The sequence below is a fragment of the Lichenifustis flavocetrariae genome (assembly GCF_026130545.1).
Lineage (GTDB): Bacteria > Pseudomonadota > Alphaproteobacteria > Rhizobiales > Beijerinckiaceae > Lichenihabitans > Lichenihabitans flavocetrariae.
In genome coordinates this window covers 1-25,543 of the sequence record NZ_JAMOIM010000055.1, presented here as the reverse complement: position 1 = coordinate 25,543, position 25,543 = coordinate 1, and the positions used below count along the sequence as shown (strand labels likewise).

General features: G+C 63.5%; 26 protein-coding genes and 3 pseudogenes. 10 read left to right on the top strand and 19 right to left on the bottom strand.

What is annotated here, in order from left to right:
- Nucleotides 1-444: oxidoreductase (locus tag M8523_RS32365; protein WP_282588965.1), on the top strand; the 444-nt coding region annotated here is incomplete at its 5' end.
- A gap of 342 nt (nucleotides 445-786) precedes the next feature.
- Here M8523_RS32365 and yghU read toward each other — a convergent pair.
- From yghU to M8523_RS32345, 4 genes are all read right to left on the bottom strand, one after another.
- A complete protein-coding gene (yghU, locus tag M8523_RS32360) occupies nucleotides 787-1,656 on the bottom strand; it encodes a glutathione-dependent disulfide-bond oxidoreductase (RefSeq protein ID WP_282588964.1) in 870 nt (289 codons plus the stop codon).
- 34 nt (nucleotides 1,657-1,690) lie between these two features.
- Nucleotides 1,691-2,497, bottom strand: coding sequence for an SDR family NAD(P)-dependent oxidoreductase (locus M8523_RS32355; protein WP_282588963.1), 807 nt, complete (start codon nucleotides 2,495-2,497; stop codon nucleotides 1,691-1,693).
- Nucleotides 2,494-3,201, bottom strand: coding sequence for a glutathione S-transferase family protein (locus M8523_RS32350; protein WP_282588962.1), 708 nt, complete (start codon nucleotides 3,199-3,201; stop codon nucleotides 2,494-2,496). Before M8523_RS32350 ends, M8523_RS32355 begins: the two co-directional genes overlap by 4 nt.
- Before the next feature lie 141 nt (nucleotides 3,202-3,342).
- Nucleotides 3,343-3,843 carry a redoxin domain-containing protein gene (locus M8523_RS32345; protein ID WP_282588961.1) on the bottom strand — a complete coding sequence of 167 codons (501 nt, stop codon included), beginning with the start codon at nucleotides 3,841-3,843 and terminating at the stop codon, nucleotides 3,343-3,345.
- A gap of 233 nt (nucleotides 3,844-4,076) precedes the next feature.
- Here M8523_RS32345 and M8523_RS32340 point away from each other — a divergent pair, with 233 nt between their 5' ends.
- The 4 genes from M8523_RS32340 to M8523_RS32330 all read left to right on the top strand — a co-directional run bounded on the left by M8523_RS32340 (nucleotide 4,077) and on the right by M8523_RS32330 (nucleotide 8,277).
- Complete coding sequence (locus M8523_RS32340) at nucleotides 4,077-4,769, top strand: DUF1223 domain-containing protein (protein ID WP_282588960.1); 693 nt, start codon at nucleotides 4,077-4,079, stop codon at nucleotides 4,767-4,769.
- Nucleotides 4,770-5,070: 301 nt separating this feature from the next.
- Complete coding sequence (locus tag M8523_RS32335) at nucleotides 5,071-7,131, top strand: adenylate/guanylate cyclase domain-containing protein (protein ID WP_282588959.1); 2,061 nt, start codon at nucleotides 5,071-5,073, stop codon at nucleotides 7,129-7,131.
- Between the two features lie 739 nt (nucleotides 7,132-7,870).
- Nucleotides 7,871-8,071 carry a DUF2934 domain-containing protein gene (locus M8523_RS36980; protein WP_428351799.1) on the top strand — a complete coding sequence of 67 codons (201 nt, stop codon included), beginning with the start codon at nucleotides 7,871-7,873 and terminating at the stop codon, nucleotides 8,069-8,071.
- A 35-nt stretch (nucleotides 8,072-8,106) separates the two neighbouring features.
- Complete coding sequence (locus tag M8523_RS32330) at nucleotides 8,107-8,277, top strand: hypothetical protein (RefSeq protein WP_282588958.1); 171 nt, start codon at nucleotides 8,107-8,109, stop codon at nucleotides 8,275-8,277.
- A 307-nt stretch (nucleotides 8,278-8,584) separates the two neighbouring features.
- Here M8523_RS32330 and M8523_RS32325 read toward each other — a convergent pair whose 3' ends face one another.
- The 6 genes from M8523_RS32325 to M8523_RS32300 form a co-directional block, all read right to left on the bottom strand.
- Nucleotides 8,585-9,337, bottom strand: a complete 753-nt coding sequence (locus M8523_RS32325) for an HvfC/BufC N-terminal domain-containing protein (protein ID WP_282588957.1) — start codon at nucleotides 9,335-9,337, stop codon at nucleotides 8,585-8,587.
- Nucleotides 9,338-9,350: 13 nt separating this feature from the next.
- Entirely contained in the window at nucleotides 9,351-10,205 is an 855-nt protein-coding gene (bufB, locus tag M8523_RS32320; protein WP_282588956.1) for an MNIO family bufferin maturase, read from the bottom strand.
- A gap of 46 nt (nucleotides 10,206-10,251) precedes the next feature.
- Entirely contained in the window at nucleotides 10,252-10,533 is a 282-nt protein-coding gene (locus M8523_RS32315) for a BufA1 family periplasmic bufferin-type metallophore (protein ID WP_282588955.1), read from the bottom strand.
- A gap of 105 nt (nucleotides 10,534-10,638) precedes the next feature.
- Nucleotides 10,639-10,839 carry a hypothetical protein gene (locus M8523_RS32310; RefSeq protein WP_282588954.1) on the bottom strand — a complete coding sequence of 67 codons (201 nt, stop codon included), beginning with the start codon at nucleotides 10,837-10,839 and terminating at the stop codon, nucleotides 10,639-10,641.
- Between the two features lie 95 nt (nucleotides 10,840-10,934).
- Nucleotides 10,935-11,588, bottom strand: coding sequence for an NrsF family protein (locus M8523_RS32305; RefSeq protein WP_282588953.1), 654 nt, complete (start codon nucleotides 11,586-11,588; stop codon nucleotides 10,935-10,937).
- 20 nt (nucleotides 11,589-11,608) lie between these two features.
- On the bottom strand, nucleotides 11,609-12,256 hold the full coding sequence (locus M8523_RS32300; protein WP_282588952.1) for a sigma-70 family RNA polymerase sigma factor: 648 nt from the start codon (nucleotides 12,254-12,256) through the stop codon (nucleotides 11,609-11,611).
- Between the two features lie 626 nt (nucleotides 12,257-12,882).
- Between M8523_RS32300 and M8523_RS32295 the strand changes: the two genes are divergently transcribed.
- A complete protein-coding gene (locus M8523_RS32295; RefSeq protein WP_282588951.1) occupies nucleotides 12,883-13,485 on the top strand; it encodes a TetR/AcrR family transcriptional regulator in 603 nt (200 codons plus the stop codon).
- Here M8523_RS32295 and M8523_RS32290 read toward each other — a convergent pair.
- Nucleotides 13,482-14,015 (bottom strand): annotated as a pseudogene (locus M8523_RS32290) (IS630 family transposase); the annotation flags it as partial. The gene M8523_RS32295 and the pseudogene M8523_RS32290 sit on opposite strands and share 4 nt — an antisense overlap.
- Nucleotides 14,016-14,100: 85 nt before the next feature.
- On the opposite strand from M8523_RS32290, the pseudogene M8523_RS32285 reads away from it, so the two are divergent.
- Nucleotides 14,101-15,108, top strand: a pseudogene (locus M8523_RS32285) (IS110 family RNA-guided transposase).
- A gap of 187 nt (nucleotides 15,109-15,295) precedes the next feature.
- Here the strand turns inward: M8523_RS32285 and M8523_RS32280 are convergent.
- Nucleotides 15,296-15,846 (bottom strand): annotated as a pseudogene (locus M8523_RS32280) (IS630 family transposase); the annotation flags it as partial.
- 434 nt (nucleotides 15,847-16,280) lie between these two features.
- Here M8523_RS32280 and M8523_RS32275 point away from each other — a divergent pair.
- From M8523_RS32275 to M8523_RS32265, 3 genes are all read left to right on the top strand, one after another.
- On the top strand, nucleotides 16,281-17,168 hold the full coding sequence (locus tag M8523_RS32275) for a polysaccharide deacetylase family protein (protein WP_282588950.1): 888 nt from the start codon (nucleotides 16,281-16,283) through the stop codon (nucleotides 17,166-17,168).
- Nucleotides 17,169-17,230: 62 nt separating this feature from the next.
- The gene (locus M8523_RS32270; protein WP_282588949.1) at nucleotides 17,231-17,908 is read left to right on the top strand and encodes a 2-hydroxychromene-2-carboxylate isomerase; all 678 of its coding nucleotides are present in this window, start codon (nucleotides 17,231-17,233) and stop codon (nucleotides 17,906-17,908) included.
- A gap of 6 nt (nucleotides 17,909-17,914) precedes the next feature.
- Entirely contained in the window at nucleotides 17,915-19,285 is a 1,371-nt protein-coding gene (locus tag M8523_RS32265) for an amidase (protein WP_282588948.1), read from the top strand.
- Nucleotides 19,286-19,717: 432 nt separating this feature from the next.
- Here the strand turns inward: M8523_RS32265 and M8523_RS32260 are convergent, their stop codons facing one another.
- The 7 genes from M8523_RS32260 to M8523_RS32230 all read right to left on the bottom strand — a co-directional run.
- Nucleotides 19,718-20,410 (bottom strand): transposase, encoded by a 693-nt coding sequence (locus M8523_RS32260; protein ID WP_282588947.1) that lies wholly within the window; start codon nucleotides 20,408-20,410, stop codon nucleotides 19,718-19,720.
- 219 nt (nucleotides 20,411-20,629) lie between these two features.
- Complete coding sequence (locus M8523_RS32255; RefSeq protein WP_282588946.1) at nucleotides 20,630-21,586, bottom strand: hypothetical protein; 957 nt, start codon at nucleotides 21,584-21,586, stop codon at nucleotides 20,630-20,632.
- Nucleotides 21,583-21,873 (bottom strand): hypothetical protein, encoded by a 291-nt coding sequence (locus M8523_RS32250; protein ID WP_282588945.1) that lies wholly within the window; start codon nucleotides 21,871-21,873, stop codon nucleotides 21,583-21,585. Before M8523_RS32250 ends, M8523_RS32255 begins: the two co-directional genes overlap by 4 nt.
- A gap of 171 nt (nucleotides 21,874-22,044) precedes the next feature.
- The gene (msrA, locus tag M8523_RS32245) at nucleotides 22,045-22,761 is read right to left on the bottom strand and encodes a peptide-methionine (S)-S-oxide reductase MsrA (RefSeq protein WP_282588944.1); all 717 of its coding nucleotides are present in this window, start codon (nucleotides 22,759-22,761) and stop codon (nucleotides 22,045-22,047) included.
- Nucleotides 22,762-22,906: 145 nt separating this feature from the next.
- Nucleotides 22,907-23,416 carry a peptide-methionine (R)-S-oxide reductase MsrB gene (gene msrB / locus M8523_RS32240; protein WP_282588943.1) on the bottom strand — a complete coding sequence of 170 codons (510 nt, stop codon included), beginning with the start codon at nucleotides 23,414-23,416 and terminating at the stop codon, nucleotides 22,907-22,909.
- 240 nt (nucleotides 23,417-23,656) lie between these two features.
- On the bottom strand, nucleotides 23,657-24,400 hold the full coding sequence (locus M8523_RS32235) for an alpha/beta hydrolase (protein WP_282588942.1): 744 nt from the start codon (nucleotides 24,398-24,400) through the stop codon (nucleotides 23,657-23,659).
- Nucleotides 24,397-25,543, bottom strand: a 1,147-nt coding sequence (locus M8523_RS32230; RefSeq protein ID WP_282588941.1) for a tetratricopeptide repeat protein, incomplete at its 5' end; no start/stop codon positions are given. The genes M8523_RS32235 and M8523_RS32230, both read right to left, overlap by 4 nt.

Genomic DNA, 25,543 nt, shown 5'->3' with positions numbered 1-25,543 from the left:
GTGCGCGCCAGGGTCGGCGTCAAGGTGCCGGTGGGCGTCCGCATCTCCCAGGGGAAGGTGAACGACCACGATCACAAGTGGGTCGATGCGGAGCGCGACGCGGAGATCATCTTCGGCAGCCTCGCGGAAGCCGGTGCGGACTTCATCCACGTGACCGAGCATGAGGCTTGGAAGCCCGCCTTCCCCGAGGGCGGCCCCTCCTTGATGCGCCTCGCCAAGCGCTACGCGCCCAAGGCGGCGATCTTCGCCAACGGCGGCCTGCATGACGTCGACCGGGCGGTAGCCGCGCTGGACGACGGCGCCGACATCGTCACCATCGGCCGCGGAGCGCTGGCGAATCCCGACCTTCCTCGGCGCTTGTCCGAGCGAGGCGTCCTCAAGGACTTCGACCCATCGATCCTGGGCCCCTTCGCCAATATCAAGGACTCCGAGCTGGCGATGTAACGGCGCTTCGACCGCTGCGGCTCTCGTAGTCGACTATGTCGATGACGACGTTCCCCTGCTGGCCAGAATGGCGGCGAAGCGACGATCCGGATATCGGGCTCTTGGCTATAGCGTTGAAGAAGGGGTCGAGATCGTTCGGCCAAACTCATCTGAAACGGGCCTGTTTAATGACTCGGACATCCGATTTCGGAGATCAAGATAAGTGCAACGGATTACATCGCGCCAAACCGGGTGCAATCAGGAAGGATCCTGTGTTTTCCGAAAGAGCCCCCTCTGATTTCGACCCGTCATGGAAGCTTCGGGGAGATTGATGGCTCATGAATTAGCGTCACCCGCGCCTGTTCACAGCGTGACCTTATCCTGCGTCTTTGTGTCGAAATCTGTCGCATTGTGGCGTTCGTGCAATTGGCTTGACGGCTCGCCGAATGCGCGGTTGACCATCCGCCCGCGCTGCACGGCGGGCCGCTCGCCGATGGTGTGGGTCCAGCGCTGAAGATTCGCATAGTCCTGCACCTGAAGGAAATCGGCGGCCTCATAAAGCCAACCCTTCGCCAAGCCGCCGTACCAGGGCCAGACCGCCATGTCGGCGATCGTGTATTCGTCGCCCGCCAGGAACTCATTCCGGGCAAGGCATTTGTCGAGTACATCAAGTTGGCGCTTGGTCTCCATCGCGAAGCGATCGATGGCATATTCGATTTTCACCGGCGCGTAGGCATAGAAATGTCCAAACCCGCCACCGAGATACGGCGCGCTGCCCATCTGCCAGAACAGCCATGACAAACATTCGGCGCGGCAAGAGGATTCTGTCGGCAGGAACTCCCCAAATTTTTCAGCGAGGTACATCAGGATCGCGCCGGATTCAAAGACCCGGATCGGTTTCAGGCCGCTGCGGTCCAAAAGCGCCGGGATCTTGGAATTCGGGTTGATCTCCACGAACCCGCTGCCGAACTGATCTCCCTCGTTGATGCGGATCAGCCACGCGTCATATTCCGCGCCCGAATGGCCCAGAGCGAGAAGTTCCTCCAGCATCACCGTGACCTTCACTCCATTTGGCGTGGCCAACGAGTAGAGTTGCAAGGGATGATCACCGACCGGCAGCTTCTTTTCGTGCGTTGTGCCTGATACTGGCCTGTTGATATTTGCGAACCGGCCGCCGTTCTCCTTGTTCCAGCTCCAGACTTTCGGCGGGGTATAGTCAGGCGAGTCGGTCATCCATGGGCTCCTGGCGTCTGGCTTCGAAGCTTCACTACAACGCCGAATGATCGCGGACCGCGGCGGCAAGCTCGGGCTTCATCTCAAGAAAACGCTGGTCGAGCGCGGCCGGATCCTCGCGATTACGAGCGATCATCGCAGCCCGCATTTCACCACCCCGGACCACCTCGAAGGCGCCGTCGATCATCCCGTCCACGATCGCCTTTGCGACCGCTGAGGCGGGTTCACGAGCGAACCCGAGTTCTGGTCCCGCTTTGGAGGATTGCATCATCGGCGTGTTTGTCGCGCCCGGATAGACTGTCATCACATGCACGCCTTCGCCGTTGAGCTCGCGGCGCATGGCTTCGCCAAAACGCGCAAGACCCGCTTTTGCGGCCGCATAGGTCGCGTAGAATGGCATGCCGAGCAGTGCGGCGGCAGATGTAATGTTGACGACCAAGCCCTGTCCGCCACTTCGCAAGGCAGGAAGCGCAGAACGGGTCAAAAGGATCGGGGCAACGAGATCAACCTCGATCATCGTCCGGATTTCGGCCTCGCTTATGTCTTCCAGCCTTCCGGCCCTGACGCCGCCTGCATTGTTGACGAGGACATCGAGGCCGCCCAGGGCCGAGAGAGCACCGTCGAGGGTTGAAGCACGCCCCTCGGGCGTCGCGACGTCGGCTACCAGACCATTGACTTCGCCCCCGTGAAGGCGGAGCCGCGCGACGGCCTTGTCGAGCGCGTCGGCCCTTCGTCCGGTTATCAGCAACCGCACCTTCTGCGAGATCAATCGTTCAGCTAACGCAAAACCGATCCCGCTGGAACCTCCGGTGACGAGAACACGCTTCCCTTCGATCTTCACTTCACTTGCTCCGGGTAATTGGAAGGAAAGAGCGCGCGCTTGGTCTCCTCATCGTTCACGGTCTTGAACGGATGATCTTTGCCGACAGCCTTCGCACGGGCCGCGGCGGGGCGAGCGTCGATGGCCTGCACGAGGCGTTTGAGATTGGGGAAGTTGGCCAAGGGATCCTCCGAACCTTTCATCACGCGGACGGCGCGGCCGAGCCATCCCCAGGCCGACATGTCAGCGATCGAATAGTCCTTGCCCGTGATCCACTCGCGCCCGGCGAGATGGTCGTCGAGCACGTGATAATGCCGCTCGATCTCCCGGCGGTAACGGCGCACCGCATAGTCGAGACCCTCCGGCGCGGCATATTGGAAATGGACGGCCTGACCTGAGAATGGCCCCAGTCCCGAGGCAATGAACAGCAGCCAGGACAGGAGCTCCGGTCGGTCGGCTGGCGTTCCCACGAAGCGGCCGAGCTTATCTCCAAGATAAAGCAGGATGGCGGTCGAATCGAAGACCCTCGCTTCCCTCCCGCCCGGCCCTTCTGTGTCGACGATGGCCGGCACCTTGCCGTTCGGGTTGACAGCCCGGAACGCAGGCAGGTGCTGCTCGCCTTTGCTGGTGTCGACGGGAACGAGCACGTAAGGGATCGCCGCTTCTTCGAGCAGCAGAGCGACCTTGGCCGGGTTGGGCGTGGGATGGAAGTAGAAGCGTATCATTGAACCTGAGTCCCGACATCCTGGGTGAGGTGCCGTGCAACCAGTAGGATCGGCGCCGGCGGTTGAATTCTTAGACGCGGGCAGATCGATGCTACCCGCCGACACCGCGTATGACCGTCGCTTCCACGTGTGCGCATGGAGCTACTCCGCGGCGTGTGCCTCTGCGGTGCTCCTGGACTTCATGTAGCCGACGAAACTGATGACATCCGCTGCGACCAGGCGCCCGACGGCGTGGGTCGAGTAGACCGCCGCCACAACCAAACCGTCCGGCCCGAGGATGAAGGCGGCCGGCTGCAAGTGATGCGGAGCGGCATTCGTGAACGCCCCCGTGGTCGCCGAAATGGCATCGGCAGCGGCGCTGTGCCCGACGGGAAAAGGGAGGTCATGCTTTGCGACGAGCGCGGTTCCCACCGCTTCGTCGTCGACCGACAGCGCGGTCACCCTCACGCCAAGCGCGTCGAGCGCCGCCTCCTCGGTCCCGAAATCCACCAACTGCGCGACACAGAACGGGCACCAGGCGCCGCGGTAGATCAGGACGATTGCGTAGGAGCCCGCAACATCCCTGGGCAAGGACATGGCTCCCCCTCCGACCAGTGATACTTCGAGCTTCGGGAAGGGATCGCCATCGCGCAGTAGCGACATGGGAGTGTCCGATCATTAATGGACCCTTCGGTCCAGAATCGTGAAGCTCCAATGAATCAACTGGACTGTCAAGTCCAATAATCATCCGGCCCCCCTACGTGTTCCGTCACATGCCAACAGATTGGTAAGCCGCTCGACGCTGCTGCCGTTGCAGCGAGCCTTTTCGGAGGCCGTCGGCTGTAACCTCAAACGACCGGTGGCGAATATCGGAGATAAGCCACCGGAGCACCGTCATGCGATCACGCCTTCTTGCCTTCAGTGCCATGCTCGGCCTGTTGCCGGCCGTTGCCTCGGCGGCCGAGCGCCCCGTCGTCGTCGAACTCTTCACCTCGGAGGGCTGCTCCTCTTGCCCCCCGGCCGATGCTTACCTCACCGAGCTATCGCACGCCGGCCGAAACGTCCTTCCTCTCGCGTTCCACGTCACATATTGGAACGGGCTCGGCTGGAAGGATCCATTTTCGCTCGACGCCGCGACGCAGCGGCAGGCGCGCTACGGCAGTCGCTTCGGCGACGGCTCATACACGCCCGAGATGGTCGTCGACGGGGTGCGTGGCTTCGTCGGCTCGGAGCGGGGTGAGGTGGGCTCCGCCATCCAAAAGGCCAGGGAAGACCGAACGGTCGCATCCGTTACCGTCAGTCGGGAGGGCGGCCGGGTTTCCGTCCAGGTTGGGCCTGGAAGCGGCACGGGTCGGCTTCTGCTGATCGGCTTCGACCCGGAGCACCAGACGGCGGTCGGTCGCGGCGAAAACAGCGGCCGAACCCTGACCGAATCGAATATTGTGCGGTCCGTCCGCACGATCGGCCAGTGGTCTGGTGCGTCGCTACAGGTCAGCGAACCCATGCCCGCCGGGCAGGACGTCGCTGTCCTGCTCGAAGCGCCCGACGGCCGAATTGTTGGGGCGTCGCGACTCGGCGGCGACTCTTAGCCGAGGCACCGCCACGCGCCCCGTCCTGAACGGCATCCCTGCGGTCTTCACTTCCCTCACGGTGATAGGATTGCCGCTCTCGATGGCGATGTCCGCGGGGCGGCTGCCACGGCTTGGTTCGGGGATGCCCCATGTGGCAGTGCGGAGTCACCCGCGACGATCATGTGGATTCAGACCCATGGTTACGTAGGGGCCTTGGTCTCGCAGGAGCGCTGATCTCGCGTTCAGACTATTGAAGTGTCTGCGGCTCAGGCTTTTATAGCTGGGGCGACGGCGACCCTTTCGGACCTTCCAGGCCTTAATGCGCATCGGCATCCGCCCGGCCCTGATCATCTTCGTGGTCGCGACCTTCGCAACCACGGGCGGGGTCGTAGACCTCTTGTGGTGGCGCACTGCGCAATCCAATAGCCGCATGCTGGCCACGAAGCTCAACCAGCAGATCGCCAGCGAGGTGAAGAGGGAGCTTGCCTCGTTGATCGGCAGCGCCGAAGCGGCGCATGGCGCCATCCGGACAATCTTCGTCCAGGACGTGATCACCACCCGGCAGGCCGACAAGCGCGAGTTTGTGTTCCTTGCCCAACTTCAGGCCCAGCCGGCGGTGTCCTGGATCGCGTTCGGCTGGCCAGACGATAGCTTCTTCGCCGCGCACAAGCTCGGTGATGGCGAACTGGAGATGATGGAGATCGCCGCAGCGCCGGTGCCGCGCCAGCGCCGAATCGATCGTTACAAGGTGTTAACCGGCGACATCGAATTCGAAAAGCGCGCCTTCAAGGCCACGAAATACGACGTCACCGCCCAGGCTTGGTATAAGGAAGCCACCGAGGCGAATGCACCGCTTTGGATCGAGGTGACTCAATATCCCGGCGCTGGACGGCCCGCGATAGCCTATGCTGGCGCTATCGACGTCGACCGTGCCCGACAAGGGGTGCTGGCCGTCATGATCGACCTCGATCGGCTGTCCCGGTTCCTGGCGAGCCTTCCCGTGGGAAAGTCAGGGGCCGCCTTCGTGCTGCGGCCCAACGGGCTCGCCGTGGCGGTCCCCGATGCCGAGGCCGACGAGGTGCACGGCACCATGGTGAAGAATCCGACCCTGCTGGCGGTGGCGCGACAGACGCACGACATGATGCTTGCGAAGGCCGACGCTGAGCAGAAGCAACTAGCGGAGGCGCGGGTCGAACATGACGGAATCCCCTACACCGTAACGGTCACGCCACTCGATTTCATGGGTTGGGAAGTGACGACGGTCGTGCCCGAAGCTGACTTCCTCGGTGCCATCGACTCGACCAACCAACACGTCAGCGCGGCGCTGGTGGTGCTGATCCTGAGTGCGGTTGGCGCAGCGATGCTGTTAGCCCGCTCGTTCCTGGTCAGGCCGCTGACCAGGATCGCAGCCGAACTCGGCCGCATCCAGAGGTTCGAACTCGAGCAGATCGAGTACCATCCCTCCCGACTGCGCGAACTGGACCTTCTGTCGAAGGTTGCTTCGAGCATGGCAAGCGGATTATCGGCCTTCCGCAAATACCTACCGGGCGACCTCGTGAACAAGCTTCTCGCCGAGGGGATCGAGGCCAAACCCGGAGGGACGGTTCAGCCCTTGACCGTCCTGTTTGCCGATATCGCCGGCTTCGCTGGGATGTCGGAGCGGCTGGGCGACGCCATCGTGCCGCTGCTCTCGGCCTACATCGACGTGATCTCCGCTGAGATCGTTGCCCAAGGCGGGACGATCGACAAGTTTATCGGAGACGCCATCATGGCATTTTGGGGCGCACCTGCGGCCAACGCGGATCATGCGGCCGACGCCTGCCGGGCGGCCCTCGCATGCTCTGCGGCCCTCGCTCGGGCCGGCATCGCGGACGACGGAGGCCGACCCCTTGTCGTTCGGATTGGGATCAACACCGGGAACGTCCTGGTCGGCAACATCGGTTCGCAAAGCCGCCTGAACTACACGGCGATCGGAGACGCGGTGAACGTCGCAAGCCGGATCGAGGGCGCCAACAAGGTCTACGGCACTACGATCATGATCGGAGATGCGACGCGGCTCAAGGCCGGGGCCTCCTTCCAGGTACGAGAACTCGACCGCGTCGCCGTTTACGGGCGCGCTGAGGGAATGCCGCTGTTCGAGATCGTCGGGACTGCCGAGCCCGGCGCGTCGACGCCAGCTTGGATCTTGACCTACGCTGAGGCCCTCGAGCTTTATCGTACGCGTCGCTTCGAGGCGGCTGTCCTGGCGTTCGAAAGGGTCGTCGCGATGCGAGGTTGCGATGCGCCATCGCGCGTCATGATCGAGCGGTGCCAAGCCTTTCTGGTTTCGCCCCCCAATAGCGAATGGCACGGGACCATGGTCTTCGAGCAAAAAGACTAGACTGAGGCCCTATCATCCCTCAATCGCTATTAGCAGAGGAGCGGATGTCGGCCGTCAGTATCCTCTTATCCTAACCCAGAGGCATATCCCGCGAAGATCGTGCCGCGGCCGGCCCAGGCGTTTGCTGCCGGATCGAGCGCCGCGGGTCGGGCTCGGTGGCGTGTAAATACGGCGCCCAACGAGTCTCGTTTGATCTTCCAGGCAAACGGTCCCAGTGCAGCGATGCGATCATTCAGAGGGGTTGCTCATCTGACCGATCCGCCGCCCGCGCTGTCGCTGCGTGTTTCACCTGTCAGCGCCGTCGAGACAGGAGGCCGAGCACCGCCAGTTCGCAGCCGCACCTCTGGGGTCCTGGGACGGGATGATGGTCGACGAGCCGTGTGTGTCGCCTTACGTCGGCGCGTACTGGACCTCGGGGACGGTAAGCGCCGACCGGCAGGGGCCGCAGCGATAAGCAAGTTGAGGGTAAGCCTGCTGAACTGAGATCCGAGAGCCGCGCCACTCGATTGAGCTACGGTCTGTATAAGGGTCCACATCGCTTGCGTCGGTCCAATGGGGGGATCAGCCTCTTTTTCGCCGACGAGCAGCATCCGTTTCAGTTCAACCCCGACCGCCTCGCTCGTCTGTCGATGTAACTATCGCAGGGTCCGAACGAAGTCATGTGCAGGTGGCTAGCTACGAGGACAGGCGTCCTGGACAAGATAACGGCTCCTACGGCCACCAATACTGGGAGGATCGGATGAGCTCGACCAAAGACCATGACGATCAGGAATCCATACGGCACCAAGCATACTTGATTTGGCTAGACGAAGGGCAACCCGAGGGTCGATCTGAAGAACATTGGCGTCTTGCTCGTGAAATGAATTCTGTCGATCTCTCCAAACACGAACCATCACAACTCGACCAAAGCTGCGCAGGTTCCTCTAAGACCGCTTCATGAGCCTGCAGATCTAATCCGATGCAAAGGAGTACACCATGCAAACGCATCTTGAAGAACTTACAGATCGCGCCGAGCAGCGGGCCGCCATGGTCCGCGTGTTCGGTGGCACCGCCCTCGCCTTCGTCGCGCTTTTGGTCGTGGCGCTCCTGGTACGGCCGGATCTCATGCAGGCTACGGTCGGCATGATCATGTCGATGATGCCCTGAGTTCATGCCGTTCGGCGACCGCATCGTCGGCTGCGGAGCGCAAGCGTTGTCGACGAAGGTGGTGAGCGCGGTCGCTATCAGCCTTCGACGAAGGACAAGCTGTGTTCGATCTGGAAGAGCTGTCTGCGACGGCCAGCCGTCGGTTTTCGCGTGTCCCGAGCGCCAGAATGACATACGACGCAAATTCGCGTGACCGGCGGCGGCAGACCGTCGTCGATCGGACCGAGGCAGGCCTTGAGGCCGATCGAGCGTCGGAACCTGGACCGGCAGCGAACCCGTCAACGGATCTCTTTCCTCCGGACAAAATCTATCGGATGGCCGTTGTCACGCCTGCCCCAAGCATGAAGGCGAGGTTGGTCGAAAGGTTGAAGTTTGGCGACTCGGAGAGCGCGGCCTCGACCGCGTCTCCTAAAGGCGACCCGGCTGCCAGCAGCGACAGGAACGTGCCTCCGCCCGACGGGAGGCGGTGGACGCGCACGTTCAGCGTCGGCCGCGACACCATCGCGTCCTCGGCCAACCAGGGTTCGACGGGCTTGGGCTTGGACCCGTCGGCGTTCATCGCCCAGATAGTCACGATCGGATGGCTCGAACGGATCATCGAGGTGGCGGGATGGAAGTCGAACCGGATGAAGGGAAGCCGCTCCTGCGGCAGCACCGCGAGGGTCTGAGGGTCGAGGGGAGGCATGTCAGCCGCGTGGTAGGCTCGCCCACGCGCCGCTTCGAGCCGGATCACGTCGGCGAGATAGGGCAGGTCCCTTGCGGGCTCGAACGCCTCGACGAAGCTGGGCAAATCCTTGCCATACTCCAACAGCACCGGCGAGCGGGGTGGATGCCGGTCGATGAAGGCTCGCGCGAGCACAACGAAAAACGGTGCGCCGACGATTCTTTGCGTCGCGGGAAAGCGAGAAGCGAGCGTGGCGATCAGGCCGGCAACGACGTTGTCCCGGTGAATAGCGAAGCGGCGCTCCGGTCGCAAACCGTTGCTGCACGTCAACCCTGGTGGGATGGGGCGATCGCGCTCGAGTAGGGCACGCGTGAAGGCGTCCTGAATTTCCAGCACGATAGGAGCCTCCTCAGGCAGCGATCGTCTTTGACGGCCGATCAAGGATTTTCTGGGCCGCTTCGGCCTCCTTACGTAGCATGGCCCAGCTCGGCACGTCGTTGTCCCACTCGACGAGGCTGGCGACCGGCCCGACCCGGTCAATCACGTGCTCGAAGAGGCGCCACACCGGGTCGCTTACAGGCGAGCCGTGTGAATCGATGAGGAGTGGAGCTCCTGATTCATCGACGCTCTCGGCGTGGCCGCCAATATGAATCTCTTGGATGCAGTGTAAAGGAAATGCCTTTAGATAGGTGTCGGGGCTCACCCCCTGATTGATCGAGGCGACGACGACGTTGTTGACGTCGAGAAGGAGGCGGCATCCAGTCAGCTGCACCAGCTCGGCTAGGAACACCGTTTCCGGGATCGTGCTTTCCGCGAATGACAGGTAGGTCGCCGGGTTCTCCAGCAGGATCTGACGACTGAGGGTGGTCTGGATCAGGTCGATGTGCTCAGCCACTCGCGCCAGCGTCGACCCGTTATAGGGCAGTGGCAGCAGGTCGTTCAGGTAGACGCCGTCGTGGCTTGACCAGGCGAGGTGCTCCGAGAAGCTGTCCGGCTCGTAGCGGTCGCAAAGGCGCTTCAACCGACCGAGGTGATCAGCGTCCAGCGGCTGCATCGATCCAATCGACAAGCCGACGCCATGGATGGACAGGGCGTAATCTTGTCTCAGCCTTCCGAGCTGGGCGTGCAACGGGCCTCCGTCGCCCATGTAGTTCTCGGCATGCACCTCGAAGAATCCGACAGGCTGCCGGGCTGCGACGATGGCGGTGAAGTGCTGAGGCTTGAGCCCGACACCAGCGCGGCCTGGGAGCTTTGACGGCTTCATGGGGTCCTCTGTAAGCATTGGAGAACGCAAAGAAGGCGCCCGCGCGTCAGGCTGGGGCGTCGCCTTTGTTCAACGATCCGTGTCCCTTCGGTGTGACAATCGTCACGCAAGTTCCAGCCGGAACCAGCTTCCAGGAATTGGCCTGATAGTCGACCGTCGCAGTGCCGGCGCACGTCGTGCCCGCACCGGCGGCGCAGTCGTTCTGCCCTTTGAGCGCGATCCCGTAGCACTTCTCCTTCGACGCCCCGTCGGCGGCCGCCTGCCCGCTCAGGAGCGCAAGCGCCGCCGTGACGGAAGCGGCGAGGGTGGCAGCGGGAACCTTGTTCATCATCGACTCCTCGTCATCTGGGCGGCACATCGGGTCTGAGGCGGATAGGGGAGCCTCGCCTGCTTCTCACTGTCGATGGATTGGGCACGGCCCCCCTTGTAAACCTTACTGCGCCGGAGCGGCATCCTCAGACGGAGCGGCCTCGTCTTTCTTCATCATCCCGTGATGCATCATCTTACCCTTCTTCATGTGCTTTTTCATCATGCCATGATGCATGGCATCGCTCTCGGCCGCGTTGGCGCCCGGGAGAGCCGCGAAGCCGATGCAGAGGGCCAGGGCGGAGATCGCAACGGTCTTGGATGTCATTGAACTCTTTCGATGTGGGGGACGGGCGGCTCCGCCGGATCCGTCATGTCATGGCACGTTTGCCACATGCCCTATTCGCGCGCGCGCGGCGACGGTTACATACTCCGGCGAATAACGGGCGGCTCGAGCAGCCAACCGGCGACAAGGCGGTTCGCCCCGACCACGAGCGCAATCGCCACGACGTGGACCGCAATGTCGGTGGCGCCAGCATCGTAGGGGTGGAAGAAGTTGAGCAGTGTCGCGCTGCCTGCCGCCACCGTGAGGCCCCCGGTTACGGCGGTGAGACTGGGGTGCATGGGATAGGCGCGGCGGATCATCAAAATCATTAGAGCGGAGAGGGGTATCGAAAGACTCACGATGAAGGTGAAGCAGATGCGGGCCTCCACGATGGTTGCGACTTCGGTGCCTGGGATCGTCCAGGCGCGCAAGCAGCCCAAACCGGTTCCGCCGATCCAGAGGGCGAGGCCCGGAAGGGGCAACAAGGCCCAAGCGGCCCGGCGATCCGGAAGGCTGAGCTGGAAGACCGCGATGGCGCCGAAGACTGTCGTCGTCGTGGAGCCGAGGACCGCGAGCCACATATCGGGAACATAACGCAGTCGATGGACGATGTCGGCGATGTCGGCGAAGCAGGCGAACGTGATTGCCGCGGCGGCGGCGGCGGAGAGCCAACCTGCAGCTCGAAACAGCGGGGACCGCAGGCGTCGAACCGGGCGGAGGTCGACTCCAAGGTCTCTGACCAGGGACTCCATGGAAACGGGTATCACGGCTCTCAACCGAAACGCGCACGAAGGATTTTCAGCGCCCGATGGATGTTTACCTTCAGCGCGCACTTCGACTTGCCCGTGAACGCGGAAGCCTCGTCAAGCGAGAGTTGTCGGAGCGCGAGCGCCTCGATCGCCTCGCGCTGCCCCGGTGGCAACTGGTCCAACGCGTCCGACACGGCTTGGTTTGCGGTCTCCCCCAGATCCTCGCGACCGGACTCTGCCTCCGGATGGCTCTCATAGGCGATTGGTTCATAAATCTCGTGGCGGTCCTGCCGCCCGCGCCGGCGCAAACTGTCGATCGCCCGCCGCTTCGCAATCGTGCAGAGCCATGCCGAAAAGCTTCGGGACGGATCATAGGTGTGGCGGGCCCGATGCAGCGTCAGGAGCACCTCCTGCGTGATATCGTCGATCCGATCCAGGCGAACGTCTTGCCGGCCCACCACGCGGCGGATCAGGGGGACGCAGCCGCGGAGCAGATGCTCGTACGCGATCCGGTCTCCCGCTTGCGCCGCGACCATATGCGCCGACCACTCAGCGTCCAGTCGCTCGGCGATCTGCGCGCGCTGGTCCGCGGTCATCTCGACAAGGCGTCGCTCATGGACGGCGGCGGGCATGTATTGCGCCAAGCTGCGGCCGCGGGGCGGAGCAGCCACCGAAGCGCTCCGATGCGAAAGCATCCAGCGAATGATGCGGGCGAGACTCATGGGTCGCGCGAAGCATATCGTCCGAAAGCCGAGGCGCGACGGCCGAATTGCCGGGGGGACGTATCCTGCTACAGTCGACATTGCGAGCTCGGAACCTCGAATGGACGCTTGGCTGAGCGCCACGTGACAGGCCACTCACAAGGACTATTCGACCGAACATCGGCTTGGTTACCTCGGAACCGGCGCGGAGGTGAATGCGCCCCCTCTCATCCAGCCGTTGCATGTCGCTGCACCCCCACTTGCGAGTTCCATCCGTTACCGGAACGTGGTCGCGGTGGTCGTGTGGGGGCAAAGGCTTACCCTGCCGTCCAAGATCTCGATCGACGCATGGATCAGCTCAGCCGGCGCTTCCGATCGGCCGTAAGGCCGCTGCGTCCATTCTGCCGGTCCAATGCCGCTGCGCGAGGGAGCGAGCGCTCCAATGTCTTGCGGCGGCAGCATCTGCGACCCCTAAGTTCACTCGCTGGACTGGGCGGTCCAAGTTCCAATAAATCAGCCGAGACATATGGACTGTCAAGTCCAGTCGTGGTGATGTCGAAGTCATGAAGGAGGCTTCAGTATCGAGCCAGCGGTCCATGACGGCCAGGGGAGCGGCGACCCGGGCGCGCATCGTCGAGGCGGCCGCTGGGCTGATCTACGACCGGGGCGTGGGCGGGACGAGCCTCGACGACGTCATGAGAGCGAGTTCGACGAGCAAGTCGCAGCTCTATCACTACTTTGCCGACAAGGACGCGCTGATCGGCGCCGTGATCCAGGCGCAGACGTGTCGCGTCTTGGCGTTTCAGGCAACCTTGCTGGACCACGTCGAGACGTTGGCTGGGCTACGCGGTTGGCGGGACGCGATCGTCGCGGCCACCGAAGCGGCGTGCGGCGTCGGGGGGTGTCCGCTGGGGACGCTCGGCAGCGAGTTGGCCGACCGCTCCGAAAATGCACGCGCGCTCGTGGCCGAGGGATTCCAGGCCTGGGAACTCCGGCTGGCATCCTGCTTGCGACGGCTGCGCGAACATGGCGAACTGGATCCCGGGGCGGAGCCGAACGACCTCGCCGCCAGCCTCATCGGTGCGCTCCAAGGAGGCCTTCTTTTGGCCCAGACGACCCGGACGGTCCGCTCGCTCAAGTTGGTGCTTGACATGGCACTAGAGCATGTTGGGTCTCGGGCCAAAGCTGGGGTTCTCTAGTGTTCTGACTCCAACGCTTGTTTCCCGCAATTGACCTTTTTGAGGATATTGACGGGCTTAGCGGACCAGACGAAGGGTTTCGGGTGCTCGTTGTGCTCGGCAAGGTAACGGTAGATGGCGACCTCCAGGTCGAGCACGCTCCGGAAGACGCCGCGCCGGATGCGCTTGCGGGTGATCTCGGCGAAGAAGCGCTCGATCAGGTTCAGCCAGGAACTGGATGTCGGAGTGAAGTGCATGTGGAAACGCGGATGCCGCTTCCACCAGGCCACGGCGTCCGGCTGTTTGTGTGTGGCATAATGGTCGACGATTAGGTGCAGGTCGAGATCGGGCTGGGTCTGCTCGTCGATGGTCTCCAGAAACCGCAGAAACTCCTGGTGGCGGTGCCGCGGCAGGCAGCATCCGATGAGGGCGCCGTTTAGCACGTTGAGAGCCGCAAACAACGTCGTGGTGTCGTGCCGCTTGTAGTCGTGCGTCATGGTCCCGGCGCGGCCAGGCTTCATGGGCAGGCCAGGCTGGGTACGGTCCAGGGCCGGATCTGATGGGGTGGACGGCCCCTGCTACCGGCATCGATGTGCCAAGATGCGGTCGTTCAACTCCCATCAACAGGAGCCGTCCATGGCAAAGGTTAGCACCATCGGTCTCGATCTGGCGAAAAACGTCTTTCAGATCCATGGCATCGATGCAGACGGCAAGGTGGTTGTACGCCGGTCACTGCACCGGGGCGAAGTCCTGCCCTTTTTCACCAAGCTATTTCCCTGCCTCATCGGCATGGAGGCGTGCGGCACGGCGCACCACTGGGTGCGCGAGCTGATGAAACTCGGCCACACCGTCAAGCTGATGCCGCCGAACTACGTGAAGCCGTACGTCAAGCGGGGCAAGACCGACGCCGCCGACGCCGAGGCCGTGACTCGACCGAGGATGCGCTTCGTCGCGATCAAAACCGTCGACCAGCAGGCCGTGCTGATGCTGCACAGGGTGCGCGAACTGCTTGTCCGGCAGCGCACCATGCTCACAAACGCGTTGCGAGGCCATCTCGCGAAACTCGGCATCATAGCGGCCCAAGGGCAGTCGGGCTTGAAGGACCTGATCACGCAGTTCCAGGCTCAGCAGTCCAGTTTGCCGGAGCTCGGCAAGGCGGCTCTGCCACGCCTCATCGACCAGATCGGAGAGGTGGCCGACGAGATCGGGACGTCGGAAAAGGAGATCGTCGCGTGGTGCCGAACTGATGACGCGAGCCGCCGCCTCATCACCATACCCGGTGTGGGACCGATCACCGCGAGCATGATCTCGGCGTCCGTCCCTGATCCGTCCCTGTTCGGGTCCGGCCGGCAGTTCGCCGCTTGGCTCGGCCTCACCCCCAAACCCCGTAGTGGTGGCGGCAAGGAGCGGCTCGGAGGCATCAGCAAACAGGGCGACGGGGCTCTTCGCAGACTGCTCGTTGTCGGCGCGACGGCGGTGATCCGCATGGCCCGTCGAGACACCCCGGGCAGGACTTGAGCGAAGCAGTTGCTTGAGCGCAAGCCCGCGCGGGTCGTGTCCGTGGCGCTCGCCAACAAGACCGCCCGGATCGCCTGGGCGGTGCTGACGCGAGGTGAAGTTTACAAGGTGGCTTCTGCCGCCTGACGAGATCCCGCCTGCCGGCGTCTGAAGCTGGCGTCGGGGGTGCAAGGTGCTGAGATGTGATGACGAACCGTCGACCGGGACCGAGGAGAGCCCGCTGTAAGCCATGCGCTTCTCCAAGCGCGAGGATCTGATCAGGGACTTCGGTCGTGGACTTCATCAGGGTCAGCGGTCATGAGCACCGCGTCAACAGGCCGGACACATGGCTCTTCTCGTCGACCGACAGCACCAGGGCGCGATCCGGCGGCGCCAGGTAGAGCCCGACAACATCGATCAGCTTGGCCTCGAAGTCCGGATCCTTGGACAGTTTGAAGTGGCGCACGAGGTGCGGCTTCAAGCCATGGTCGCGCCAGATCTTCTGCACCGAACTCGGCGCGATGCCGACCGCCTTGGCCATCATGCGAGCACTCCAATGCGTTGCCTCCGGCGGGTGTTCGGTTGTGGTCTTGCTCACAACCTTGCGGATAACCTCAGGAGGCAGTGGCGCCCGCCCGGGCGGCCGGGTCTTGTCGCGCAATAAACCATCGACACCGGCTTCGGCAAAGCGCGCCTGCCAGCGCCACACCGTCGGCTTCGATTGCCCGGTCTGCCGCATGATCTCCATCGTGCCCAGGCCGTCGCCGGTCAGAAGAACGATGTGTGCTCGGGCCGCATGCTTTGTGGCGTGTTCCGGTCCGCCACCAACCCGCTCAGCCGCGCCTGATCCTCGGGCGATACTGAGACCTCAACACCGCGTCGCATAAACCCAAACATGCCGCGTCCGCAGATGTCTGGGAATCCTCCGACCCGGTCAGAACACTGGGAGATCCATGTTTTAACGCTAAAAGTTATAGTGCTTATCGTCTACCCCATCTTCTGCCTCCCACTCGCGAGAGCTAGACCTTGCTCAACGGGCGTTTGATCCTGGGTCGTGGAGCACAAAGCACCCAATTTGATGGTTTCAGAAGTCGGGACGATAGAGGCCGTCACCGGCGGGCTTTTCCGCTTTACGTTATAAACGCTATTTCCGGGAGAACCGCTCGTCTGTCGCGCCGATCACGCGCATCGTCGCGACCCATGGTGGCCGGCCGAACGAGATGAAAACTGATTCTCCAAGACAGTGCGCGGGAGGCTCAATGCCAAATGACTCGACGGCAGAAACGGCGCTCGTCCCAGCGAAAGACGGAGGTGATAGGATGCTCACGCAAACAAGCCGATACAGTTTCTCCCCGATAGTTGATCGAGCGCCGCTGCAATTACCCAACCAAGCGAGAGTTGCAGTCGTCCTCTACCTCAACATCGAGCACTTTCCGGAGAACATCCCTGGACCCGCGATCGTGCCAGGAACGGCGAAATTTTCGCCCGACCCGCTCAACTATGGCTGGCGCGACTATGGGCAGCGCGTCGGCTTTTGGCGGCTCGCCGAGATATTTGAGAAACTCGGCGCCCGCGCGAGCGTCCTCTTAAATTCCGACGTCTGTCTGGAATATCCGCAGATCGTCGAGGCCGGGACGAACCTCCATTGGGAATGGCTGGGGCACGGCAAGAACAACTCCACATTCCTGAACGGCCTCTCGTTGGAGGACGAAAGGCGACATGTCGGCGATGTCCTTTCCACAATCGCCAAGAGTACGGGTGTCCAACCGAAAGGCTGGCTCGGACCGTTCATGTCTGAAACCTTCGACACTCCGGACTTGTTGTCAGAAGCGGGAATCGAATATCTTTGCGATTTCTCTGCCGACGATGAACCGTTTCCGATGAGAGTGAATACAGGGAAGCGATTGCTCTCCATGCCCTATTCTGTCGAGTGCAACGATCTTCCTTCAGTCCTGACTTTCGGCATCACGGCCGGAGAATTCGGACAACTCATTCGCGATCAATTCGACGTTCTCTACGCGGAGAGCGCGAACCGGGCCAAGATCATGCCGATCTGCCTACATACGTTCATCGCTGGACAACCTTTCAGAGCCAAGCACCTGGCCTCGGCTCTCCAATACATTTCCTCTCACGCCGACGTCTGGTTCGCGACTTCGGGGGAAATCAATACCTGGTTCAGAGAAGCTTACAGCGACAGATTCGAATAGACGATGGACGCGCCGACATTGCAGGCTGACCTTGTGCAATCGATATATGCGGGACAATCAGTATGAGCCTGACGATAGAACTATACTGGTCATTTCGCAGCCCATATTCATATATCGTGTTGCCGCGTCTCCTGTCGCTTCGGGAGACGTACACGGTTTCGGTCGATTTTAGGATCGTCAATCCTGCGGCCATTCGTAATCCGTCCTACTTCGCTCGGATGGATCCGTTGGCGCGGCCCTATTTCGTTCTGGACAGCGCACGGGCCGCTGCCTTCCACGGGCTTCCCTTCAGGCGGCCCATTCCCGATCCGATAAATCAGGACCCCAAAACCCTCGCCATCGCAGCCGAGCAGCCGCTTGCGCTGCGTCTAAGCCGGCTTGGGATTGCAGCGACGGAAGGCGGGCGCGGCATCGAATTCGGCTGGGAAGTTGCCAAGCTGCTGTGGAGCGGCGAACTCGAGGGCTGGGACAAAGGCGATCACCTTGCGGATGCCGCGCGCCGGGCGGGCCTCGCTTTGTCGGACCTTCAATCCGCGGTGGACGCTTACCATGAACGGTTCGACGCGCAGTTGGCGGAGAACGATCAAGCGTTGAAGGCGGCCGGACATTGGGGCGTGCCCACCATGGTCTTCGAGGATGAGCCCTTCTTTGGCCAAGACCGCTTCGACGTGCTCGTGTGGAGGCTGAAGCAACGCGGCCTCGCAAGCAGAAGCGGATCGCCAGAAGCCGAGTGCTTGTGAGGTTGCTTGTCCACGCCGAGCTTTAATTCTAGCCGGACCGCCGTCGCACTTGGCGCCGAGCTCCGATCCGGGAGGTTGGACCCGTGCGATCTTGTCGAGGAGACTCTCGCGGCAATCGCTGCTTATCCCGACAAGGCCTTGTTCATCGAAGTGGCGGCGGCACGCGCGCGCAAGGAGGCGGCGGCATCGCGTTCTCGGCTGCGGGCCGGGCTTCCGCTCAGCGCGCTCGACGGCGTATCCATGGCCTGGAAGGATTTGTTCGATGTTGAAGGCCGGGTGACCACGGCCGGATCGGTCGTGTTGCAGTCGGAGCCCCCGGCCAAACGCGACGCGGCACTGCTGCGGGCCGCCGTCAGGGCGGGCCTGATCACGATCGGCCTCGTCAACATGAGTGAGTTCGCCTATTCGAGCCTCGGACTCAATCCGCATTACGGCACACCCCGCAACCCGCGCGATCCTGAGATCGGGCGGTCGCCGGGCGGCTCCTCCTCGGGATCGGCCGTCGCGGTCGCGGCGGGGCTGGCGCCCTTAGCCATCGGAACCGACTCCGGCGGCTCGATCCGAATACCGGCCAGCTTCAACGGCGTCGTCGGCTACAAGTCATCGACCGGGCATTATCCGATGGACGGCGTCTTCCCGCTCTCGCGCACGCTCGACTCGCTCGGACCGCTCGCCAATACCGTTGAAGACTGCGTACTCGTTGACGCCGCCCTGCGCGGCGTCCCGACGCCCGAGGCGCGGCCCGCCGAACTCCACAGCCTGCGGATCGTCGTACCGGAGACGGTCGTTCTCGACGGTTGCGAGGCCGCGGTCGTCGCCAACTTCGAGACGGCGATCACCGAACTGGCGCGTGCAGGCGCGTGCGTCGAACGACGCGCCATGCCGCAGCTCGCCAAGGCCATGGAGCTGGTCGCCGAACGCGGGCATCTCCTCGGCGCCGAGGCGCTGCAGCTCCACCGCAAACGCCTGACCGGGCCAGACGCCGATCGGATGGATCGTCGCGTCGTCGAGCGGATGCGGCTCTCCGAGCACATGACGGCTGTTGACCTCGACGCGGTGATTCAGACCCGCAAGCGCCTCATAACAGAATCAAATGCGTTGATCGGCGAAGCGATCGTCGCTTTTCCAACGACGTCGCGGGTGGCGATGCCGGTCGCTCCACTGGAGGCCGACGATGGTCTCTTCGCGCGCGAGAACATGCAGACGGTGCGCAACGCGATGCTGGGCAACTTTCTCGACTGGTGCGGAGTGGCAATCCCAAATGGCGTGAACGAGAACGGCATGCCGACCAGCCTGCTTCTCTCGGCAGTGCACGGGCGTGACATGGCGGTGCTGTCAGCCGCCCTTACGGTGGAAGCCATCATCCGCGCGAAGTGAGATCGATCGTGACCCGAATGCCTTCCAAACGGATTTCGCCGATCCAACTCGCGGGGTTCATCGCCGCGCTCGCAACTTTCCATTCGAACTGGCAGACCGGAGCCGGCGGGCTCGAGCGAGCCGTGCGCTAATCGCGAGCTTCCATCGGGGGCTGCGTGAGCCAAAAGGTCTCTCCCGGTGGCTGACCAACGCCGACGCCGTGCCCATCGGACGAGCCGTACCCGACCGGCGCAGCGGCGCGAAACAAGCCACACCTCGAAATCCGCATTTTAACACCATACGAAATATTGCTTATCGTGCCCCCGCCTTCTGCCTTCCTCCCGCAAAAGCTACGTCTGGCTTCAACGAACGCGCGATCATGCGTCTTAGCGCGCAACGCGGTTGATTTGCTGATTTGGAGAACTTGACGATGGACATTGATACCAGCGCCCTTTACGCGCCGATCGTTATAAACGGCCATAGCGTGAAGAACCGGCTGTCCGTCGCGCCGATGACGCGCATCTCAGCGAGCCGCGTCACGACGCTGACGCGGTTCCGCACAGCGGCCAGCAGATCGATGGCCGAGAAGGCGCTGTCCGCCACGACCACGATGGGGCGGCCCGGAAGCCAGCGGGCGATCTGCAGCATGATCTGGCGGGCGCCGTCGACCAGCGTCTTATGCCTGACCCCACGCACCGCCGCGGCGCGCTCCGACGCTATCAGCGCGGTGAGGAAAGGGAGCGCCCAGATACGACCGGTCCAGGGAACCGGCGCCAGCAGCATGGCCGACAGCCAGCGCAATCCGCTGGCCTTGACAAAGTGCCCGTGGCTCGACCTTACGGGGTCTTGGTAGATGCCTCGGGCCTTGATCTTGGCACCCCAGCGACGCTCAATGGTGTCGTCAAGGCCGATCACCACAGGTCCCGAAGCCGCGAACCGACCGACCAGCATCAGGAACAGAATGCGGGCGGCCGCCAGGGCGGACCAGCGACACCGGTTCAGCACGGCATGGTAGAGGGCAAACCCAGCATCGGCGCTTTTGCCGGTGGCGCGAAGTGCAGCGCTGATGGTTCGCCGATGAGGCGTCAGAATCGCACCTTCGACGAGAACGCGGACGCGCCGCCAAGTCGGACGAGTGAACAGCACCTGAAAGCGAACCAGCCACCGTCGGGCACTATGGTTTCTGCGACGCTCGTGAAGCTGTCGATGTCGCTGAACATCACGATGATAGGCGCCCGGACGCCGCCGAGCGTGGGTGCGCGCCCGCGCTCCACGAAGTCGCGCACGAAGCGTTGGGGAAGGTAGGTAGAAAAGGCTTTGAGGGTCAGCTCCAGTGTCCGCGTCGCGGCGAGCAGGCGCTGAATCTCACGGATTCGGCTGCCCCGGCGTCCCGGTGCCGAATTCGAAGTTGATGATCCGCTCGACGTCGGAGGCGAGGAGGTCGATCGGGCGCGAGATGGAACGAGACGCGAAGGCGACCATCGCACCCGCGAGGAGCAGCATACCGGCCTCGACGGCCAGGGAGGAGAACAACAAGCGATTGGCCGATCCCTCGAACAGCCGCGTGGGAACGCTGCTCGCCACGATCACCGTGTTGCCGTTGACGTCGATCGGCACCACGCTGGCGTAAACGTCGCCGTTCGGTAATCGGAACATGCGATCCTGAGGTGCCTTCTCGGCCTTGAAAGCCGCGAAGGACTGCTGGTCGAATGCGAGAGGATCCTTCAGGGCGGCGTCGGTGCCAGAGGCTGCTGCCGCCATCGTGCCAAGTCGGCCCGCCAGTTCGAGGCCGGAGGAATCGGCCAGGAGCGTACCCCGGGCGTCGAACACGGAGATGTGCTCGCCTTCGAACACCCGGGCCTGCTTGAGAAATTCCGTTAGCCCTTCGAGGCGCACCGCCACGCCGAACACCTGCCCGGGTCCGCTCTGGGCACGCCGGCTCAGCATCAGGCCGTCTCCGTCCCGCCGCATGGATGGGTGACGCGCCGACGTGATCTGCGCGGCACCGTCGTCGGCGAGTTCGGACGTCGATCCCCTTGCTCCCTGTCCGGACGGTGCCGCCGTGGTCCGGCCGATAACGGCGAAGCTCTCGTCGAGGTCGAGCACCTCCTCGTGAGGCTCCGATCCCTGCCGGCCGATACGCAGCCGGTAAGCGGTGCCCTTCGCATCGGGTGCCATGACCTGTTCGGCCGCGACGTACCGGCCGTCATCCATGACGTTGCTCAGCGCCCGCACGGCCGGCGAGATCCGCCGCAGATCGGCCAGCAGGTGCACCATGGTCACTGCGGCGTACTCGAAATCGGATAGCGGGGGCGGATTCATGGCAGCGTGTCGAGCACCGAATCGGCGTTGCCGAACTGCATGGCGACATGCGTGCTCAGCCCCCTGGCCAGGATGTCGAACTGATGCCCGACCTGCCGGTGGAGGAGGTCGAGCGCGGCCCGGCTGTTGAGCCACACGAGCCCGCTCCCGGACAGCAGCACGATGAGGAGGAAAGCCAGGGCAATTACCGTCTTCAGGCTGACGGACCGCCTGGTCCGCACCGCGCGGGAATCGGGCGGCTCCGATGTGGCCGATGCCTTTCGGGCAGAACCCAAGCCGCCGATCATCGCGTCGGCTCATGGCCGCGGAGGGATCCGGTGCGGCGCCCGTCCCGCGATGGTCCACCTCCCCGCGTCATGGATGTTTCGCCCTCTTGGGCGCGATGCGTGAAAGAGCCGGGCTGACCTCGGAGGCATGCCCCCCCGCAAGATTGAACCGGCCCTCACCGGCCCCAACGATTAGTTCGCGGCCGCGTTGGTCGCGACCAGCACGGGGTCGGAGCGATACAGCTCCGGATACATCGCCTTGAGGGCTTCGACCTTCGGGATGTCGTTGATCGCGATATAGAGATAGCTCGGATTGAGTGTGAGGAAGTTCTGGTGGTGCCGCTCGGCCGGGTAGAACGACTTGCCCTGCTCGACGGTGGTGACGACCTTGGCCGGGAAGGTGTGCGCCTCCTGCAGCTGGCGGCTGTAAGCCTCGGCGACCCTGGCCTGCTCACCCGTGGTCGGGAAGATCGCGGAACGATATTGCGTCCCCTGGTCCGGGCCTTGGAAATCGAGTTCGGTCGGATCGTGCGCGACCGAGAAGTAGATTTGGAGGAGCTTGCCGTAGCTGATCTGACGCGGGTCGAAGGTGACCTTCACCGATTCGGCATGACCCGTCTCACCGGTGCTGACCTGATCGTAGTTCGCGGTCGACTGCGCGCCTCCCGTATAGCCCGATACGGCCGACATCACGCCCTTGACGTGCTGGAACACGCCTTGGACGCCCCAGAAGCTGCCGCCTGCGAGGATGGCGGTTTCGGTGGATGAATCTGTGGAGGCCTCGTCCACCACAGGCGCCGGCACGGGGTGGATCCCCTCGCCATAGGAACCCGCCCATGCGGCCGAGCCGGCAGTGGCGGCCAGCATGCCAAAGGCGAGCGGAAGGCCGATCGATTTGAGGTTGATCATATCGTTTTTGCTCCGATGGCAAGATCGAGCGGAACCCCGGCTCCAGGTCAAATACGTCCGGGCAAAGCACGGCTCGCCGCCGCGTGCTGGCTCCACTCGGTCCTGCCCAACGCACTCGGGATCAATTCCGAAATTTCGGGACCATTCAGGCGGCGGTGGTGCGGAAGGCCATTGCGACGCCGTTCATGCAGTAGCGCAGGCCAGTCGGCTTCGGCCCGTCGTCGAAGACGTGGCCGAGGTGTCCGCCGCATTGGTCGCACCGGATCGCGGTCCGAACGAAGCCGAAGCTCCCGTCACGCTCTTCCCTGACGGCGGTGGGGAGTGACGCCCAGAAGCTCGGCCACCCCGTGCCGCTGTCGAACTTGGTATCGGACGAGAACAGGTCCCGATCGCATCCCGCGCAAACGAACCGGCCGTGGCGGTGCTCGTCCAGCAGGGCGCTCGTGAACGGACGTTCAGTCCCATCGGCCCGGAGAACCTCGAATTGCTCGGGCGTGAGCAGCCGATGCCATTCGGCCTCCGAGTGGGTCACGTCAAAGGCCTTGGCCTGCGTGACGTTCTTCCCGGTCTCGCCGGCCCGGGCCGGCCAGAACCCCCTGACCAGAACGGCCGCCCCGGCGAGCGCTCCCCCGGTCACCAGATCACGTCGGTTCATTGCTGCAACACTCCCGCTTGTGATCCTGTCTTCGTCCGAAGGCGCTTCGAGGTTACACGGCATCGCTGACGCGCCTCGACCTGTCGGAACCGACACGGTCCAGGACAAGCGCGCTCTTCCGCTCGAACTATCCCGATCCGGCATCGCAGGCCTGAACCGACCCTGCGACACGGGGAAACGCAGGTGCTGCCGGCGACGAGCCCGCCCGCCCCGGGGCGACGTGGCGCTGTCGCGACAGGTTCAGTGCGCCTTAAATCCCAGCCCGTCCAGGAACGCGCTGACATGCGACCAGTTCTCAGCCGCGCCTCTTGGATCACGCGACGGAATCAGCGTCGAGGAGCCGTGAACCCCGAACCGCGGCACATATCGGATTTTGGACTGAGACGGGGATGCATCCGAGATGGCGCGGGCGGATTCGATCTCACTCGGGTCGGCGGAGGACGTAACGTAAAGGGGGACGCGGACCAGGGCAGCCGCCTTGGCGACCGGATCGACGCCGCCGAGGTACTCTCCCGGCGAGAAACTCAGAACCGCTGCGATGTCCTCAGGATGCTCTGCCGCGACCTGGAACACGAGCGCTGCAGAATAACTGCTTCCCCAGAGGATCACCGGCAGGCCTTTGGGTCGCGCCCACACGAGCGCGGCCAGGAGGTCCTTCTCGGCAGCCAGGTAGGTCGATGGACCGTGAAGGTGGGAGACGGTCGCGTTCGGCCCGAACAAGGAGCCCCCCGAACGCTGGTCGATGGCCAGGGCGTCGAACCCCTGCGCGGCCAGCCGCGGTCCAATCGTGGTATATTCGGCCTTGCTCGAACCGGCTTGATGGAACAGCAGGATGAAGGCCCTGGGGTGCCGTGCCGCGTAGACGTCGCCGAACACCTCCACGCCGTCGGATGCCTGGAGGGTCACGGGCTGCGGCCTCGCCTGAGCTGCGCCATGGGAAGCGGTGGCCAGCATGAATGCGGCTGCCAGGCGGGCAAACCTCATTGCGGGCTCCTGCGCATGACGAATAGCTGACCGTTCACGGGCGAGCGGAGCTCCAGGCGGATGACGTGCGCCTGATCCTCGAGCACCTCGAACCGTGATCGCGCGAGCGAGCGGACGTAGTCCGGCGCATGGGCGAAGCGGCCGGAGGGAAGCAGCGTATGGCCCTGGTCGGTGCTCGTCTCGATGCTGAAGCAGAACAGGCCATCCGGTCTCAGAGCGTTCCAGGCGGCCACGAAGAGGACCTCCAACGGTCCGAGGTAGACGAGCATATCGGCCGCGAAGATGAGTTCGCAGGAGGACGGCTGCCCAGCCAGATGCAGAACGCCTTCCGCCTTGATGAGATCGTCGTAGCACCCCCCGCGCCGCGCCTGCCCGAGCATCCCCGACGCGACGTCGACGCCGATGAGGCATGTGACGAGCGGCTTCAGCCATGGGGCCGCAAGTCCCGTCCCGCAGCCGAGGTCGATCGCCTTCGCGCGTCCCCGGAGGTGGGGTGCCGCAAGGGCGGCAAGCCGCTCCGGCACCTGGTAGCCGAGGACGTTGACGAGTTTGTCCTCGAAAGTCGGAGCAAAATCGTCGAAGTAGCTTTCGAGGTATTCGACCGGCGCAGCCAGATGGGATTGCCCGGACAGAACCTCGAGCAGGTAGGCGCGCACCGGATCGTCGGGCTTCCGCGACAGCCTGAGCCGTCCGATCCGGATCGCGGCGTCGATGTGCCCATGAGCGCTGAACAGCGAGAAGGCCTCGTAGAGGAGGGCCTCCGGGTCCTCGCCGGCCCTCGCGCCTCTATCCAGCGCCTCCTCGATGCGTCCCTCCAGCATGGCGCAGAAGGCGCGGGCGCGGTTGAGGTTCCGGCGAGCCCCGTCAGGCATCGCTCCCAGGCTTGCCGCGCGTTCGAAGGCCGCGAGCGCTCCGGCATAATCCCCTGTGACATAGCAAGCCTGTCCGAGGCACACGGCGGCATCGGCGTTGTCCGGCATCAACTCCAACGTTCTTCGGAAATATGATGCGGCATCGACCTCGCGTTGATGTCCCATAAGCAGCAGGCCGAGCGCGAAATGTGCATGGGCAAGGTCAGGCTGGAGGTCGACCGCCCTACGGAATGCGAGCTCGGCATCCGTCGGCGCGCTCACCTGGGTGAGG

Excerpts from the sequence above, each read along its gene's own strand:
- M8523_RS32235 (WP_282588942.1), bottom strand. The coding sequence starts at position 24,400 with ATGAGGTTTGCCCGCCTGGCAGCCGCATTCATGCTGGCCACCGCTTCC.
- M8523_RS32345 (WP_282588961.1), bottom strand. The coding sequence starts at position 3,843 with ATGTCGCTACTGCGCGATGGCGATCCCTTCCCGAAGCTCGAAGTATCA.
- M8523_RS32335 (WP_282588959.1), top strand. The coding sequence starts at position 5,071 with ATGCGCATCGGCATCCGCCCGGCCCTGATCATCTTCGTGGTCGCGACC.
- M8523_RS32310 (WP_282588954.1), bottom strand. The coding sequence starts at position 10,839 with ATGACATCCAAGACCGTTGCGATCTCCGCCCTGGCCCTCTGCATCGGC.
- M8523_RS32340 (WP_282588960.1), top strand. The coding sequence starts at position 4,077 with ATGCGATCACGCCTTCTTGCCTTCAGTGCCATGCTCGGCCTGTTGCCG.
- M8523_RS32315 (WP_282588955.1), bottom strand. The coding sequence starts at position 10,533 with ATGAACAAGGTTCCCGCTGCCACCCTCGCCGCTTCCGTCACGGCGGCG.
- M8523_RS32295 (WP_282588951.1), top strand. The coding sequence starts at position 12,883 with ATGACGGCCAGGGGAGCGGCGACCCGGGCGCGCATCGTCGAGGCGGCC.
- M8523_RS32275 (WP_282588950.1), top strand. The coding sequence starts at position 16,281 with ATGCTCACGCAAACAAGCCGATACAGTTTCTCCCCGATAGTTGATCGA.
- M8523_RS36980 (WP_428351799.1), top strand. The coding sequence starts at position 7,871 with ATGAGCTCGACCAAAGACCATGACGATCAGGAATCCATACGGCACCAA.
- M8523_RS32250 (WP_282588945.1), bottom strand. The coding sequence starts at position 21,873 with ATGATCGGCGGCTTGGGTTCTGCCCGAAAGGCATCGGCCACATCGGAG.
- M8523_RS32305 (WP_282588953.1), bottom strand. The coding sequence starts at position 11,588 with ATGGAGTCCCTGGTCAGAGACCTTGGAGTCGACCTCCGCCCGGTTCGA.
- msrA (WP_282588944.1), bottom strand. The coding sequence starts at position 22,761 with ATGATCAACCTCAAATCGATCGGCCTTCCGCTCGCCTTTGGCATGCTG.
- yghU (WP_282588964.1), bottom strand. The coding sequence starts at position 1,656 with ATGACCGACTCGCCTGACTATACCCCGCCGAAAGTCTGGAGCTGGAAC.
- M8523_RS32270 (WP_282588949.1), top strand. The coding sequence starts at position 17,231 with ATGAGCCTGACGATAGAACTATACTGGTCATTTCGCAGCCCATATTCA.
- M8523_RS32330 (WP_282588958.1), top strand. The coding sequence starts at position 8,107 with ATGCAAACGCATCTTGAAGAACTTACAGATCGCGCCGAGCAGCGGGCC.
- msrB (WP_282588943.1), bottom strand. The coding sequence starts at position 23,416 with ATGAACCGACGTGATCTGGTGACCGGGGGAGCGCTCGCCGGGGCGGCC.
- bufB (WP_282588956.1), bottom strand. The coding sequence starts at position 10,205 with ATGAAGCCGTCAAAGCTCCCAGGCCGCGCTGGTGTCGGGCTCAAGCCT.
- M8523_RS32350 (WP_282588962.1), bottom strand. The coding sequence starts at position 3,201 with ATGATACGCTTCTACTTCCATCCCACGCCCAACCCGGCCAAGGTCGCT.
- M8523_RS32255 (WP_282588946.1), bottom strand. The coding sequence starts at position 21,586 with ATGAATCCGCCCCCGCTATCCGATTTCGAGTACGCCGCAGTGACCATG.